The organism is Psychrosphaera aestuarii (assembly GCF_017948405.1).
GTDB classification, from domain to species: Bacteria; Pseudomonadota; Gammaproteobacteria; order Enterobacterales; family Alteromonadaceae; genus Psychrosphaera; species Psychrosphaera aestuarii.
In genome coordinates this window covers 886,048-902,363 of record NZ_CP072844.1, presented here as the reverse complement: position 1 = coordinate 902,363, position 16,316 = coordinate 886,048, and the positions used below count along the sequence as shown (strand labels likewise).

Genomic DNA, 16,316 nt, shown 5'->3' with positions numbered 1-16,316 from the left:
TATGAAATATTTAATTTTAGTTTTTTTGTGTCTATCCGTAACGGCATGTTCAAGTCCATCTAAGTCGCTTTATCAGGATATTGGAGGCAAAGAAACCCTATCTAAAGTATTTGGTTTGGCCATATCTCGCATATATAACGATCCAGAAATAGGCCATTATTTTAAAGACGTGCCTAAAAAGCATCTTAGAATGCAACTCACTAATCAAGTATGTGAACTTATTGGTGGGCCTTGTAAGTACGAGGGCGAAAAGATGACAACATCCCATAAAGGCTTAAATATCACCGATGCTGAATTTTTTCTTCTTGTGGAGTATGTTCAAAGTGCGATGCGCGATATTGGTCTTAATTCAAAACAAGAGAACCTAATTTTACAAAAATTGGCTCCATTGAAGTCGCAGATTGTTTATCGCTAAAAACTCGTTTCGCGTTCTATTTCTACCTTAGTGAAAGGGTCTATGACGCTTAACATTAAGGTAGACGCTTATCGCGATTCATATATTACGTGTGTACAAGGCTAGCTTCTGTAAACGGTTTTAATCAAGTGAAAGCCAAATTTAGTCTTTACTGGCCCATGCACTTCTAAAATCGGCTTTTTAAACACAACATCATCAAATTGTTTCACCATATCGCCTTGAGAAAACTCGCCCAAATCACCGCCTTTTTTACGGCTCGGACATAGGGAGTTTTGCTTTGCTAACTGTTGAAAATTAGCCCCTTTTTTTAGTTTTTCTTTTAAAGCAGAAGCTTCTTTTTCAGTTTTCACCAGAATGTGGTAGGCAGATGCTGTTTTTTTCGCCATTTAATAACGTCCTAATATGATTCAGAGTCTATGATGCATAGGATAAATGAGTTAAAAGTAAATTACTAAACTTAACGTAGTGACAAACCGTTTTAGTTCAGTTTAAAATTACCGATTATAGGTCATTCTTTTTGTGTAGGTAATCATTCATGTAGTGATAAGGCTTAAGGGATTTCCTGAAAGAAAAACTATGAATATTTGCACTATAATTGTGTGGTTTGTAATGAAGTTGAGGCCGACCATTGAATAAACTTTACGTCACTGAAGATTGGACGTTTGATCCGTCAACATTAACGTTGAAGTACGCCACTGCTTTGCCAGATGAAGCTATCGACCCAAAAACGTCGCTGTTGTTGCAGTTTTTATTAAACAATCAAAATACTGTGGTTTCACGAGAAGAGATTTATAACGAATTATACGGTATAGAAAATGCCCGTGCAGACGGCACGATCACTGCGTATGTTTCTAAATTAAGAAAACTCCTTGAAGCTAAAATAAATGCCAAAGGCAAATATATACGAACGGTTCCAAAGGCTGGCTATCAGTTTATCGGTAACGTGAGCGTCAAAGAAATCCGCACTTTAGCAGATGTAAGCGCAACACGTGGCGTTGATGAACAGGCTGATTCCACTCCTTACCGTGATATTCTAGCGCGTCCGAAACATGAAGGCGCAAACGCCGCACGTTTTTCTTTCAAACAAATGGCGTTCATATTTACATTGTTAATTGTTTTGACTGCTTGGCTGTCCTCTCGATATATTCAAAACTCAACACAAGATAGAGGCCAACTAGGGCCGCACGAATGGAGTCTTATCCATCAGGATGTTACTCAAAATAATAGTGTTGCTTTATCACCGGATGGCTTGTATTTAACATTCATTATTCAGAGCAACGATCGCTATTCTCTGGTTATAAAAGATACATTCTCACCCAATCAACGTGTAGTTTACCGTTCAGAAAACGAAGCAATTTCGGCTCCTGTATTCGCACCGTCAGGCGCAGAGGTCGCGTTTATGTTGAATAAGGATGGGCAATGCCAAATAAAGACACTTGTATTGGATGAAGGTGGTTTCCAAATTACAGATAAATCGAAAAACATAGAAGGTTGTGGCGTTTGGAATACTCGATTAAAGATGGCTTATTTAGACAATAATACGCTTATTTATTCGCAGCAAGACAGTAATGCAAAAAACCACTCCATAATAGCGTTAGACTTAACCACAAATAAAAAAACACAATTAGTAGACACACCCAAAGACGGGCTTGGTGACTACACATTCTCTGTAAATAGCGATACTCAACAACTGGCGTTATTACGGGAAGAAGGCAATGAAAAAACCGGAGTGTTTATTTTTAATATTAACGAAAATACCCTTTCCCACATTATTACTGTTAATGCCCAACTTCAGTCACTAGAGTGGTTAAACAATAATAAGTTGATAGTGATGAATGGAAGAAAGTTGGAGCTAATTGATATTTTACAGAAAGATATTCGCCCAACTAGCCTTGTTAAATTAAAAGATGAACTCGAAGACGAATTGTACCGTTCTTTATGAGATCTCTTCTAATAACTGCTCGCACCAGGCGTTAATACGATTATCTGATAATTCGTATTGGCCTTCGTCATCTAATGCTAGCCCAACAAAATGAGACTTATCTGCCGTTAACGCTTTTGAAGCGATAAAGTCATATTCTTCAGAGTTTGGCCAGTAACCAATAGGAGCAGCGCCACAAGCAACCACAACATCATGTAACATGCCTACCGCATCTTGAAACCACTCTGCATATCCCACTTGGTCGCCCAAACCAAATATACTTACTTGTTTGCCAGATAAATTGAGCCCTTCAACATCATCCCAATGACCTTCCCAGTCTTCTTGAAGCTCACCAAAGTCCCAAGTGGATATGCCTAAGATTAACCAATCAAAGTTTAACATGTCGGTTACAGGAACATCTTTTATATTAAATAGCTCAACAATGGGCGCATCAAATAAAGTATTTAACCGAGCTTGAATTTTTTCCGCTGCCATTTCTGTGTAACAAGTTGTCGAACCATAAAATAAACCGATTTTCATTGACGCTCCCATTCGGTAAAGTAAAACTACTAGCGAAGATAATTGCCGAGGAGTTTAGCAAACTGCTTAGACTGAAAGAAGACTCACAAACGACTATATGAATGATTTATGACTGAAAACCCTAACCTTACGCTATTCAATCAATTTTTAGATCACCTTTGGCTTGAAAAAGGGCTAAGTGACAATACCTTGTCAGCTTATCGAACCGACCTGAATCATTTTGCTGCTTTTTTAACATCGATAGACAGTAATGTTGTTGAGTGCACTGACTTAGACATTGAAGCCTTTTTAGCAAAACGTATTGAATCTGGATACAAGCATAGAACGAATGCGCGTGCCCTGAGCGCAATAAAGCGCTTTTTCAAATACCTGATTGCAATACAAGCAAGAAAAAACAACCCAACAGCCTTGACGCAGGCTCCAAAGATTCAGGCATCTCTGCCTAAAGTACTATCGGAGCAAGATGTAGAAAGACTGCTTAATTGCCAAAACCTAGAAGACCCAATTGAAGTAAGAGATAGAGTTATGCTTGAACTCTTATATGCAACAGGTTTAAGGGTAACAGAGTTAGTAAGTCTTCGCTTAAGTAATATAAGTTTGCAACAAAACTTAGTGCGAGTAACTGGTAAAGGCAATAAGGAACGCTTGGTACCTATGGGAGAAATTGCCTCGGAGCTGATTTACAATTACTTAAAAACCGAACGGAATGAGTTATTAAAAGGTGTTTCGGACGTGGTTTTTCCGTCAAGGCGGGGTAATGAAATGACTCGGCAAACGTTTTGGCATAGAGTAAAGTATTACGCCAATATCTGTGGCATTAATACTCATTTATCGCCACATACATTGCGCCATGCTTTTGCAACTCATCTACTTAACCACGGTGCTGATTTGCGGGTTGTACAAATGTTACTGGGACATAGTGATTTATCAACCACACAAATATATACTCACGTTGCGAAAGCACGATTAAAATCGTTACATCAAGAACATCACCCTCGCGGATAGTGGTATTTGTGTAAAAGCGGTGAATAAACAAAAATCTCGGCTGTAGTAGGAAACTTTTGTTGGTACTATGCGGTCTTGTTAATGTAGTCATCAACAGGAATGAAAATGAAAATAATGAAACTTTCCGCAGTAGTATTAACTGCATTTAGCTTATTTGTCGGCAGTTTTGCAAGTCACGCGGAAGATGCGAAGATTAATGCGGCAATAAAATCGAAATTATTACGAATTGGCTTACAAGCAAATAAAATCGAACCATCACCAGTACCGGGTTTACTGCAAATTCAAACCAACCGCGGTTTATTTTATACATCGGAAGACGGTAAGTTCTTCGTAGCTGGCCGTGTCTTTGATTTAGATGCGGGTATGGTAAATATAACTGAAGCGGCATTAGCAGATTTAAGAATAAGTGGTGTAAAAGAGTTTAAAGACTCAATGATTGTTTTTCCTGCCAAGGACGAAAAATACAGAGTTACGGTTTTTACCGATACGACTTGTGGCTACTGTAAAAAAATGCACTCGCAAATGGATCAGTATAATGACTTGGGTATTACGGTTCAGTATTTAGCGTTTCCTCGTTCAGGTGCAAATAGCCAAGGGTTTAACGAAATAAAAGCGGTTTGGTGTTCTGATGATCAGCAAAAAGCCATGACACTAGCCAAAGGCGGCAGTAACGTAAGTGCTGAGAGCTGTGACGCACCAATACTTGCGCATTACAACTTAGGTCAAGCCGCGGGCGTAACGGGGACACCAGCTATCGTTTTTGAAGATGGTTCTATGATTCCAGGTTACAAACCTCCGCAAGCCTTACTTCAAGACCTGAAGCGTTAAATCTTTTATGAGTTTAAATATTAAAAGGCGTGTTAGTGATAACGCGCCATTTTTTTCATCTTCACTTCACCCTGTTATTCAAAGCATTTATAGCGGCCGTGGTATCACATCTGCAGACCAAATCAAACGCAAAGCCGGCGAATTATTACCTGTTAATTCACTAAAAGGTATTTCCGACGCAACGCCCATTTTATTTGATGCTTTAAAACAACAATCGCATATTACAATCGTTGGTGATTTTGACGCTGATGGCGCTACCAGCACAGCTCTTATGATGCTAGGTCTTCGTAAATTAGGGTTTGAGAATGTTGCGTATAAAGTACCCAATCGTTTTGATTATGGATACGGATTAAGTCCAGAGCTTGCCGCGGATGTAATTTCACAAGGCACTGATATTGTTATCACTGTTGATAATGGTATTTCCTGTCTTGCCGGTGTAGACCTAGTAAAACAAGCTGGCATCAAGGTGATTGTTACCGATCATCACTTAGCTGGTCGCGAACTTCCCAACGCTGATGCGATAATTAATCCGAATCAACCTGACTGTGAATTTGAAAGTAAAAATTTAGCCGGTGTGGGCGTGGCTTTTTATCTGCTATTAGGCCTAAGAGCCTACATGCGCGATCAAGGTTGGTACGAAAACCACCAAATAGCAGCCCCAAATCTTGCCGAGTTTATCGATTTAGTTGCTTTAGGAACGGTTGCCGATGTTGTTAAGCTTGACGAGAATAACCGCATCTTGGTTCACCAAGGTCTTGCTCGAATAAAGAGTGGTTTATGTCGCCCGGGCATTCGTGCCATGTTGGCAATGAGCAACAAAGACCTGCATAAAGTAAAATCATCAGATTTCGGTTTTGTTATCGGCCCTAGGCTCAACGCTGCCGGAAGACTTGATGATATGTCGTTTGGCATTCGATGTTTACTAACTGATGATTACGGCCAAGCCTTAAAAATGGCTGAGGATCTAAATGATCTTAACAACGAGCGAAAAGATATAGAGCAAGGCATGAGACTTGAGGCAGAAAGCGTTGTTAGTAAATTAAAGGTACTCGATGGAGCTCTGCCAAACGGTATTTCCGTTTATAAGCCCGACTGGCACCAAGGTGTAATTGGTATTGTAGCTGGGCGCTTAAAAGAAAAGTATTACCGCCCCACCATTGCGTTTGCTAAAGGTGAGACCAAAACGGATAGTAGCGGCCAAACGAGTACTGAATTAAAAGGCTCCGCACGTTCCATTCCAGGCATCCATATTCGAGACGTATTGGACGAAGTGAACACTCGCTACCCAAACATTATCATTAAATTTGGTGGTCATGCGATGGCGGCAGGGTTGAGCATTCGTGAAGATCATTATGACGAGTTTAATCGCGCTTTTGATGCCGTTTTACTTAATCACCTTTCTGAAGATGTACTCACACAAGTGACGTTAACCGACGGTGAGCTTCCAGCTGAATGCTTTACCACTGACTTTAGTCAACAGCTCGATTTGGCAGGCCCTTGGGGCCAGGGGTTTCCTGAGCCAACGTTTGATGGCCAGTTTGAAGTTATTAATCAGCGTTTAGTCGGCGCCAAGCATTTAAAACTTGTTTTGTGCAATGCGGCTGGTCAACTGTTTGATGCTATTCACTTTAACACCGACCTTGAACTTTGGCCTAACCCAAATGCTCGACAAGTTCATATCGTATATCAACTTGATATCAATGAATTTAGAGGCAATACCAATCTGCAGCTATTGGTCAGGGAAATTGTTGCTGCAGATTAGCCATTACTCGATTTTAGTTATTAGTTAAATTTGCCTGCAACGAATGCCGATAGGCGTTTATTGCAGGTATTAAGCCCATTATTAAACTGCCTATTACTACTAGCCCAAGAGCAATTAAAGCGTTTTCCGATACCGGATTTGTATCTACAAACAAGCCGAGTTTGGAGGCCAGCAAAGGCTCTGATACCAATAAGCCAATCCACAGCATTGCAACGCCTAACAGGCTACCCAATATCGTAATGACTAGCACCTCTAGCTCAATAAGAGTGAATAAAAATAATGGTGAGGCACCTAAAACCCTCAGTATTGCAATTTCTCGTGTTCGTTCGCGCATCGTTGCTAGTAACATAGTGCTTAACCCAATTAGCGTTGTTAATAAAACGAGTACTGCTATCACTTGCAAAACAACTTCAATTGAACCGACTAAACGCCACAATTGCGTTAAGGCAACACCTGGCATAATGGCCGTAAGTGCTTCTTTTTTATAATCAGACGCCCATTTCTGCATGACCAAACTTGCGAAGCGGGCTTTTAGCCCAACAAATACAGCACTCACCTTATGATCGTGGTCATGCGCATATTGTTGATTGTCAGCGCCTTGGTTTACTTGTTTGTGGTCGTGTTTGTGTTCGTGGTCATGTTCGTCATGTTCGTCATGTTCGTCATGCTGTTCATGATGCTCATTAGTAATCATATTTGAAGACTCGGCTTCATGCATATGATGCAACCCTTCAAAGCTAACGTGCAAAGTTTGATCTACGGGCGTTCCGGTTCGGTTCAGAATGCCAACCACTGTGAATGGGGTTTGTTCATGATGGCTAAAACTCGTTACTCCAGTACCATGCGACAAGACAATACTTTGACCAATGCTGTAATTGAATTTTTTAGCTATATCGGCACCTAATACTAAGTCGTATGTCGCAGAGAATGCCTGTCCTTCACTAAAAGTTAACGCTTGTTTTGCACCATATTTATAATGAACAAAATAGTCCGTTGTTGTTCCCATGACACGATGGCCCTTGTGCGAATCACCAAGTGCAATTGGAATAACCCAGCTAACCATGGGGTGCTTTTCTAACTCTTGAACTGTACTAAATTCTATTGAATTACTAGAATCTCCAATCCGAAATACCGAACTGAGTAACAAGTTTAGCTGCCCTGTCCGAGGTCCAACAATTAAATCTACGCCTGACACTGTCCGGTTAAAACTTTGTTTTGCTTGATGGCGGATATGCTCGACCGAGAGTAAAACAAATACACTAATCGTTATTGCTAATATCGTTAGCAACACACTAGATTTTCGACTCAATAAGCTCTGTTTGGCTACTTTAAAAAACATCTTTGTAGCTCCTAGATACATGATTAATCGATTGAATGTCTATCACCCTATCAAAGTCCTTTGCTAAGGTTTGGTCATGACTTACAAAAACCAGCGTTGTTTTTGCTTTTTTAGCCAACTTAAATAACAGCGTCATAAATGCATTTCGGCTTGCTTCATCTAGCGCAGAAGTGGGCTCATCGGCAATTAATACTTCCGGCTTTTTAATTAACGCTCGTGCAATAGCTACTCGTTGCTGCTGACCAACACTCAAGTTTTTGGCTTGCTTATTTAATAATTCTACTGATACCTGTAAATCAGATAGTAATTCTTTAATCTCAGGCAATTGCTGTTCGTACGAGTTAGACTTTTTAGAGAAGGTGCAACCTAATAGAATATTGTCTAACACAGTTAAATACGGAATAAGATTTAATTGCTGAAATACAAAACCTACATGCTCGGCTCTGAACGAGTCCCTGTGGCGCCCTTTCATTGCCTTCCAGTCTTGATTTAACACTCGCACTTCACCGGAGTCAGGTAATAATAAGCCGGTGAGAAGATTTAATAGTGTCGATTTACCAGAGCCGGAAGGACCAAATAAAAAGACATGCTGTTCCGCCTCAATTGACAAGCTAGGTATGTCCAGCACACAGGTGTCGCGGTCTGTTGGGTAGGCAAACTTTAAGTCGTTAATTGTTATGACGGGTGGCATTTACTTTTCCTAATTAAACCAGCAACAAAACGTTTAAAACGAATAATAACTAATAAACATAAAAAAAGCAGTGCGCTTGGCACTGCTTTTAGCAAATGTATCAGGGTGTCATTAAGTGACGTGCATTATTTAACAATCGTCATTTCATCGATAATGTTATCGGCGCCATCAACATTTTCCATTACCCATAACATAAATGGAACGCTAGTATGGATTGAACGGTTATAAGTTGGGTCATAGTCCCAATCGCCAATGATTGACTCATAAACACCATCAAATACTAATCCAACAAACTCGCCGTTAGCATTTAATGTTGCTGAGCCTGAGTTACCACCAGTAATATCAAGCGTAGAAAGGTAGTTAACCGGTACTGAACCTAATGACTCTTTTTTATATGGTCCGTATTGCTTTGTAGAAATAGCCGTACGAATGTTTTCAAATAAATCAAACTCATCGTCACCCGCTTTGTACTTAGCAAGCATACCTTCAAGCGTAGTAAATGGTGTTGCTACCAAACCATCTTGTGGTGAGTAACCTTTTACATTGCCGTAAGTAATACGTAGTGAACTGTTTGCATCGGCATAAACGGCTTCATTTCTGCTTTTCTTAAAGGCAATCATAGCTTCCATGTAAGCAGGACGAGCTTGCTGTAACTTGCCGCCAAGCGCTTTGCTCTTCTCTTCTTCTTTCATGTCATTTTCGTATTGCGATACTGCAAACTTAATGAACGGGTCGTCACTGGCTTTAAACTCTGCAACTGACTTATCCATCCATGCTAAGCGCGTGTCAGCTTCATCTAGTTGAGTCTTAGCGTACATTGCATTTATTTGTGCTTCTACTTTTGCTAAATCTAAGCCATTTTGTAAACCAAAGAATTTATCAAATGTAGCGTTACGCTGGTCTGCTGGCAATTGTGCATACTCTTTAACAAAGTGCATGAACAATGCTTTTTCTACTTTCTCGTCATAACTTTTGTTAACTACCGCCATATATTGACCAAAACGCTTCATATCACGTTCTTGGAACCCACGACGACGTTCTACATTAGGTTTCTGCTTTTCGTGTGCTAGGCGATATAAGCCTTTTGCAACTCGCATCATTGTACTGCGACCTAAGTAGCCCATTACAATGTCACCATCTTGCGTTTTATTAGACTCAATGATCAGTGCAGCTAAATCATTTACTGCATCACCGTATTTAGCTTTGCGTTTTTTGTCAGCGTTTATCCACTTTGTAAGATCTGCTGTTAACTGCTTTCTACGCTCTAGCATGTCGCCTTTGTTAAAGCTCTCAATCATAGAACCATAGTTTTTAGCGTAGTTTGCAAGTCCCGCAATTGTACTCTCATATTTAATACGCGCTTCACTGCCGTCTTCAGAGTTAGCTTTGATAACATCAATAAACTCTTCACGAAGACGCTTTGACGCCGGATAAACGTTGGTAAAGGTTGATTCTACTTCAACGTCTGTGCGGTAGCGGTTAGTGCGACCTGGATAACCAAGAACCATCACATAGTCACCATTTTCAACACCATTCGCATTAACTTTTAGGAAGGCTTTTGGCTTAAATGGCACATTGTCTTCCGAGTAATCAGCTGGCTTACCATCTTTATTTACATAAGCACGGTAGAAAGACCAATCACCTGTGTGACGAGGCCACATCCAGTTGTCAGTATCGCCACCAAACTTACCAATACTTGAAGGTGGAGCGTAAACTAAGCGAACGTCACGAATAGCCAACTGCTTGATAAGGAAGTATTCTGCGCCGCCATGGAAGCTGTAAACATTACAGCGATAATCTTGAGAGGCTTCACATTCTGCTACTAATTCTTTTTCACGCTTTTCAATGGCATTAAAGTAATCAACGCCTTCGGCCCCTTTTGGAATAGACCCTTTAATGTCCGTTGTTACATTAGTTAACGACTCAGTAACATAAACTCGTGCATTTGGAGAGGCTTGTGGCTCGTCACTCATTGTCTTTGCAACGAAGCCATTCACTAGCAGGTTGTTTTCTTCTGTTGAATTATACTGAATAGAACCATAAGCACAGTGATGGTTTGTGATCACTAAGCCTTGCTCTGATAAAAAGGATGCTGAACAGCCACCTAAACTAACGATTGCATTCATTGGAAATTGGTTTAAGTCAGCCATTTTTTCTGGGTCTAACTTTAAACCAGCTGCTTTAAGCTTATCTTTAATTTCAGATAACTGATGTGGTTGCCACATGCCTTCGTCTGCAATTGCAGCACCAAATAGCATTGAAGACGCAATAACGCCCGTCGATAAAAATTTTTTAATCATTGATTTCCCTTAGAGTTCCGTCTTTACGGTTCTTTTTACCATATGTGGCAATAAAATAATGCCAGATACGATAAATTGCACGTTGTTCACGATTACAAATTGTCACTAAATGTAAACACTTTGATATGATGTTCTTTTTAATTAGCAAGGAATGAGTGTGCTTGATATCTATGCGGGTCCTGTCGCAAAACAAAAAATTCAAGAACAAGGGTTTAACCCCGAGCTATTTTCAACCTTTTTAGGTGCCAGTGGCGGTCCCAAATGGTTTACTTTGTAAAGCCAAACACCGAAAGTTAAAATCAGATTGTAACTGTTCTCTCTAACTAGTATTTCCTTTATCTTTTTATGATTGATATTATGGATTGAACGAAGAAAATTAAGGATAAGCATGGCTCGATTAATTGATAATTTAGAAGAGTTACAAAGCATTGCGAAAGAGCGTACTGTTAAAACCCAAACGATTGAGTACGACTTAGAAACAATGGTCAAAAAGGTTGACCGTAATGTTATTAAACTGAATCCTGAATATCAGCGAAAGCATCGGTGGAGTGTTGAGGCCTCTTCACGGTTGATAGAAAGTTTAATTCTTAATATTCCGATACCATTCATCTATATTTCTCAAGACGTTGATGTTGACGAAGAGCTCGAAGATGGAGTTGCTCGATACTCTGTAATTGATGGTCAGCAAAGATTGACGGCTATACATGGCTTCTTTAAAAATAAGTACGCCCTTACAGAATTGGATGTATTAGAGAGTTTGAATGGCTGTACCTATAGTCAACTCCCGCCATTCTTAATACGCAGGTTAGAAGAGCGAAGTATCAAATGCTTGAGAATTGATTCTACAGTTGATCAGCAGGTTAAATATGACATATTTGAAAGATTGAACTCTGGCTCGGTAAAGTTAGAACCTCAAGAGTTAAGAAATGCCACATGCAGAGGGCCTTTTAAAGAATTAATTAAAAAACTCTCCAAAAACGAGCACTTTACTCGACTTGCAAACTTGGAGCCTGATGGCAAAAGAGTTCAAAAGATGGAAGATGAGGAGCTGGTTTTAAGATATTTCGCATTAACTTATAAAGATGCATATATGGAGTATAAAGGTGGTTTTAAAAAATTTTTAACGGATAAAATGTCGAAACTCAATCAGCTTAAATTAAAAGAAATAAAAGATTTGGAAGTTGAGTTTTCTGATGTGATGAAGCTTATAGCTAGTCACAATCATGAGAACCCATTCGCAAAATATAAGTTAGATGATTCTGGGGAACTTAAAAGAATGTCCAAGTTTAATGCAGCTGTTTTCGATGCAATTGTTGCATTATATAGGACGCTTTATTTATCAGGAAAAACTATTAACCCTGAAAAAATAGTTGAATTATTCAAAAAACCTAACTTCTTTGAGGCATGCCAAGGCAGTGTTAATGACGTTTCAAAAACCCAATTACGAATTAATTTGGCTAAAGAATTAGTATAAAAATGAGTACATTTATAAAGGAGTATTTGAGTCAACTTGAAACTCAATGGACTGAAGTGGACGTTCTAATAAGTTCCGCAAGTGAATGTGAAAATAGTAATCCAGATCTATTTAACGCTGTGTGTCGCTCCACATCCGTTTTAATAGTTGCTCATATGGAAGGCTTTATTAAGGACTTAACTAAAAACCTAATAAGAGATTTGAACTCAAGCTTAGATTTTAAAGATCTTCCAAGAGCAATTCAAAACACTTGCTGTCAAGGGTATTTAGGATTTAATGCTACAGCAATACCAAGGTATCAAGAGTCATTAGAAGATATGATACAACACCTGTCCGAATGTTCTGGTTATAAAGTACCTCACGAACCTTTTATTTTTGATAAAAATAGAAATCCCAAGCCTGATTCTATCCAAGAAGTATTTAAACGATTGGGCTCAAAAGACGTTTTTAAATCACTTCATAATTCTTTATTTGACGAAGCCTTCGAATCAGATAATCGATTACAAAGGCTTTTGGTCATAGCAAAGTACTTTGTCGAAAGAAGTGTTCATACATTCCCCTATAAAGCATCAATGCAACAGTGCAATTTAAAATATGAAAAGTACTCAGGTAGAACTCTTTGGCAGGAGTTTCTTGATGAGATTAATAAAATTCGCCACGCTATTGCTCATGGAAATACCTTTAGCAATGACGAGAATATTGACGCATTGAGGCGAAGAAGAAATAAAGCTAAGTTACTGCAATTAGTTCTAATCTACATCGCATGTTGTTTAATATCTAAATAGTATCTAGTGTGTCATTAATAAAAATAGCTATTTATTAGGGCTTAAATCAACCTATTTATCACAGGCTTTTATTTCCTCCCCCCTTCATCAAAACATCAAACATCAACTCAGCAAAACCTTTTGCTACGGCTTCGTTTGATAATACCTTCATGGCCATATTTTCATGTATGCCCATGCTTTGAATAACCGCATCATTTATTGATTCAGGGAATGCGCCTAGCATAGCTTGTTCTTTGGTGTTGTTGCGTAGTTGATCCATTACGGTATCGTTTTCTGAAACTTTACCTGCAATGGTATTTGCATAGTTCAGCATATCGCCTTCAGTTAGCCCGTCTTCAACAAACAGGTCATTCATACGGCTGATTATTTCGTTCAGTAATTCAGTTTGAGCGTCTTTTGGGGTAGCTCCGCTACCTTCCTTGGTTGGTGATAAAGTCGGCTTTGATTCTTCACCTATTTTATAACCTAACTGCAGGTCTGCTTCACGTTGCTCATGTAAACGATAATGGGTCATTGCAACATCAGATAGGTCAATATCGTCTTGCAGTGCATCTATACGCAGCAATGGGTGTAAATGTTTGGCATAAATGCTGAGCTTTTCTAATTCAATATCATCAAAGTCTACAATCTGAGAACTAAACTCGTAGTAACGACAGAATGATATTAAATCTTTTTTGAATACTTCAATAACGTCTCGTGCTTCTTTGGCATTTTTGACACTATTTTCAGCAAACTTTATTTTCTTATCGTTATTTTCTGCTTTAGCTTTTTCCAACTCCGCTCTGGCAATGTTTAAAACATGCGTAGCTTCTTTATAACGAACAGAAAAACGCTCTACCGCTGGTTTACAAATGTTGGCTAATTTGTCCTGTTTGGTACGTTTGTTGTTATAAGCTTCCACAAAGTTTTCAACTTCAATCCATTGATAAATACCAACAGCATTCAGCTTTTCCATAATATCGAAAACAAGATTTGGATCTGAAACACCTGCTAATTCTGCGGTTTGAAAATAAACTTTAAACTCCGCTAACACTTCTTCTGGATCATTAACAAAATCCAAAACAAAGGTTTTATCTTTGCCTTGGTAAGTGCGGTTTAGCCTCGATAGTGTCTGAATACATTCAACCCCTTTTAATGGTTTATCCACATACATAGCAACCAATTTGGGTTGGTCGAAACCTGTTTGGAATTTATTGGCAACGAGCATCACTTGATAATCATCACTATCAAATGCTTTACGCATGTCTCTGCCACGTAAGTTAGGGTTCATGCTCTTTTCTGTAAAGGCAATATCGGGATGATCAGGGTCATTAACTTCACCCGAAAATGCCACCATAGCATTTACATTTTCATAGCCTTTACTCGCTACGTACTTTTCAAAAGCAAGTTTATACCTTACTGCCTCTAATCGGCTTGAAGTCACCACCATTGCTTTAGCTTCGCCACCTAAAAGGTGTTTAATCTTGCTATTAAAATGCTCAATGATGGTTTCAACTTTTTGAGCAATATTATGTGGGTGTAAGCGAACCCACTTAGCCATTTTAGATGATGCTTTTTTACTATCTACTTCTTGGTCACTTTCAGGGTTTTGATGTGCTAATTGGTAGGCTACACGATAGCTAGTGTAGTTTTGCAGTACATCTAAAATAAACCCTTCTTCAATGGCTTGTCGCATAGAGTAAACATGAAAAGGTTCTGGTTTGTTTGTATCCGATATTGGTTCGTCACGCTCAGGAGGGCGGCCAAACAACTCTAGTGTTTTACCCTTGGGTGTTGCAGTAAAAGCAAAGTAACTAATGTTTCTAGAGCCTTTTCTGGCTTCTAAACTTAATCTTAAAATATCTTCACTATCTAACTCTTCATCGTCACCCAGTTGCTCCGCCATGAGAACTTCGCGGAGTTTACGTGCTGTAGTTCCTGTTTGGCTTGAATGGGCTTCATCGGCAATAACAGCAAAACTTCTACCCGCAAGTGTTGAATCTTTACGAATAGCTTCTAACACATGCGGAAAGGTTTGAATTGTCACAATAATTATTGAAGTGCTGGCTTTTAATTCACCTGCTAACTGGCTTGATTTAGAGCCTTGAGCCTCTTCACGGTTAACACGCGCAATCATGCCTTCGCTATGATCAAACTGGTAAATCGTATCCTGTAACTGGCTATCCAATACTGTTCTATCAGTTATTACTATGACCGAATCAAAAACCTTATCGCCAACCTGCTTTTTAAGAGCTTCATGATCTGAGTAATAGTGCAACGATGCTAATTGATGTGACAACCAAGCAATTGAATTTGATTTACCAGAGCCCGCACTGTGCTGAATTAAATACTTTTCACCTGTACCTTCTTGTTCAACAGTGTCTAATAATGTCGATACGGCAGACCATTGATGATAACGAGGGAAAATCAGTGTTTCTTTTTTAACAATAGTGCCATCAAGTTGTTCTTTATCTTCTACTTGAAGGTGGATATATCGGCCTAAAATAGTTAATAGGTTGTCTTTGGCTAATATTTCATTCCAAAGGTATGACGTTGGGTAGCCATCATCTAACGGATCGTTACCAGCCCCCCCTTTGCTTGTGCCTTGATCAAAAGGTAAAAAGAAGGTCCTTTTGCCAGCCAACCTTGTGGTCATTGCAACATTATATTGGCTTACAGCAAAGTGAACTAATGCCCCCCGCTTAAAGGTTAATAACGGTTCAGGCTTTTTCGTTTTAGGATCTTTTGGTTGGCGATCCTTCATATACTGAATTTTTGCGTTTTCTAAGGCTTGTTTAAATTCAGATTTTAGCTCTAATGTGGCAACAGGAATGCCATTAACAAACAGAGTTAAATCAATCCGCCCATCATAGTCATTAGGCGAATATTTTAACTCTGGCACTACGCGCATGATGTTTTGGTTGTAACGCTCTATAGCGTCAGGGTTTAGACCATGATCAGGCTTGAAAGCACATAAACTAAACTTCGCCCCACGATCTTTTATTAAATTGCGTAAAACCCACAGCGTACCTTTATTGTTGGCAGATAAATCACGAACCACTGTTTTTAACAATGCTTCTTCTGGGTTTTTGGGGTGTATACCTAGCTGCTTTTTCCATTGTTCAGGTTGAGTAGTTTTAACAAAAGCAATTAAGTCTTCTGGATATAAAGCTAATTCTTTATTGAAGTTTTTAGACTCACCTAACATCCAGCCATGTGATTGCATTTGTTCTAAAATATCGTTTTGAAATACTACTTCCTTAGTGCTCATATCAAT

The 16,316-nt window shown here is 39.2% G+C and carries 13 protein-coding genes and 1 pseudogene; 8 read left to right on the top strand and 6 right to left on the bottom strand.

The window, feature by feature from the left end:
* Position 1 precedes the first annotated feature (1 nt).
* On the top strand, positions 2-415 hold the full coding sequence (locus J9318_RS04180; protein ID WP_210561515.1) for a group I truncated hemoglobin: 414 nt from the start codon (positions 2-4) through the stop codon (positions 413-415).
* A 101-nt stretch (positions 416-516) separates the two neighbouring features.
* Here the strand turns inward: J9318_RS04180 and J9318_RS04175 are convergent, their stop codons facing one another.
* On the bottom strand, positions 517-801 hold the full coding sequence (locus J9318_RS04175; RefSeq protein ID WP_210561513.1) for a peptidylprolyl isomerase: 285 nt from the start codon (positions 799-801) through the stop codon (positions 517-519).
* Positions 802-1,043: 242 nt separating this feature from the next.
* Here J9318_RS04175 and J9318_RS04170 point away from each other — a divergent pair, with 242 nt between their 5' ends.
* Entirely contained in the window at positions 1,044-2,357 is a 1,314-nt protein-coding gene (locus J9318_RS04170) for a winged helix-turn-helix domain-containing protein (protein WP_210561512.1), read from the top strand.
* Here the strand turns inward: J9318_RS04170 and fldB are convergent.
* Positions 2,352-2,876 carry a flavodoxin FldB gene (fldB, locus tag J9318_RS04165; RefSeq protein ID WP_210561510.1) on the bottom strand — a complete coding sequence of 175 codons (525 nt, stop codon included), beginning with the start codon at positions 2,874-2,876 and terminating at the stop codon, positions 2,352-2,354. The two genes, J9318_RS04170 and fldB, sit on opposite strands and share 6 nt — an antisense overlap.
* A 108-nt stretch (positions 2,877-2,984) precedes the next feature.
* Between fldB and xerD the strand changes: the two genes are divergently transcribed.
* The 3 genes from xerD to recJ all read left to right on the top strand — a co-directional run bounded on the left by xerD (position 2,985) and on the right by recJ (position 6,471).
* Positions 2,985-3,881: a site-specific tyrosine recombinase XerD gene (gene xerD, locus J9318_RS04160; RefSeq protein WP_210561508.1), complete on the top strand. Its 897-nt coding sequence runs from the start codon at positions 2,985-2,987 to the stop codon at positions 3,879-3,881.
* 105 nt (positions 3,882-3,986) lie between these two features.
* Positions 3,987-4,709, top strand: coding sequence for a bifunctional protein-disulfide isomerase/oxidoreductase DsbC (dsbC, locus tag J9318_RS04155; protein WP_244731868.1), 723 nt, complete (start codon positions 3,987-3,989; stop codon positions 4,707-4,709).
* A gap of 7 nt (positions 4,710-4,716) precedes the next feature.
* A complete protein-coding gene (recJ, locus tag J9318_RS04150) occupies positions 4,717-6,471 on the top strand; it encodes a single-stranded-DNA-specific exonuclease RecJ (RefSeq protein WP_210561506.1) in 1,755 nt (584 codons plus the stop codon).
* Between the two features lie 13 nt (positions 6,472-6,484).
* On the opposite strand, the gene J9318_RS04145 is transcribed toward recJ, so the two are convergent.
* From J9318_RS04145 to J9318_RS04135, 3 genes are all read right to left on the bottom strand, one after another.
* Positions 6,485-7,810: an ABC transporter permease gene (locus tag J9318_RS04145; RefSeq protein ID WP_210561504.1), complete on the bottom strand. Its 1,326-nt coding sequence runs from the start codon at positions 7,808-7,810 to the stop codon at positions 6,485-6,487.
* Positions 7,800-8,501 (bottom strand): ABC transporter ATP-binding protein, encoded by a 702-nt coding sequence (locus J9318_RS04140; RefSeq protein ID WP_210561502.1) that lies wholly within the window; start codon positions 8,499-8,501, stop codon positions 7,800-7,802. Before J9318_RS04140 ends, J9318_RS04145 begins: the two co-directional genes overlap by 11 nt.
* Before the next feature lie 125 nt (positions 8,502-8,626).
* Positions 8,627-10,798: a S46 family peptidase gene (locus J9318_RS04135; protein ID WP_210562358.1), complete on the bottom strand. Its 2,172-nt coding sequence runs from the start codon at positions 10,796-10,798 to the stop codon at positions 8,627-8,629.
* Between the two features lie 154 nt (positions 10,799-10,952).
* Here J9318_RS04135 and J9318_RS04130 point away from each other — a divergent pair.
* The 3 genes and pseudogenes from J9318_RS04130 to J9318_RS04120 form a co-directional block, all read left to right on the top strand.
* Positions 10,953-11,075: pseudogene (locus J9318_RS04130) on the top strand (patatin-like phospholipase family protein); the annotation flags it as partial.
* 114 nt (positions 11,076-11,189) lie between these two features.
* Complete coding sequence (locus J9318_RS04125) at positions 11,190-12,275, top strand: DUF262 domain-containing protein (RefSeq protein WP_210561500.1); 1,086 nt, start codon at positions 11,190-11,192, stop codon at positions 12,273-12,275.
* A 26-nt stretch (positions 12,276-12,301) separates the two neighbouring features.
* Entirely contained in the window at positions 12,302-13,060 is a 759-nt protein-coding gene (locus J9318_RS04120) for a HEPN domain-containing protein (RefSeq protein ID WP_210561497.1), read from the top strand.
* 58 nt (positions 13,061-13,118) lie between these two features.
* Here J9318_RS04120 and J9318_RS04115 read toward each other — a convergent pair whose 3' ends face one another.
* On the bottom strand, positions 13,119-16,310 hold the full coding sequence (locus J9318_RS04115) for a type I restriction endonuclease subunit R (protein WP_210561495.1): 3,192 nt from the start codon (positions 16,308-16,310) through the stop codon (positions 13,119-13,121).
* Positions 16,311-16,316: the final 6 nt, after the last annotated feature.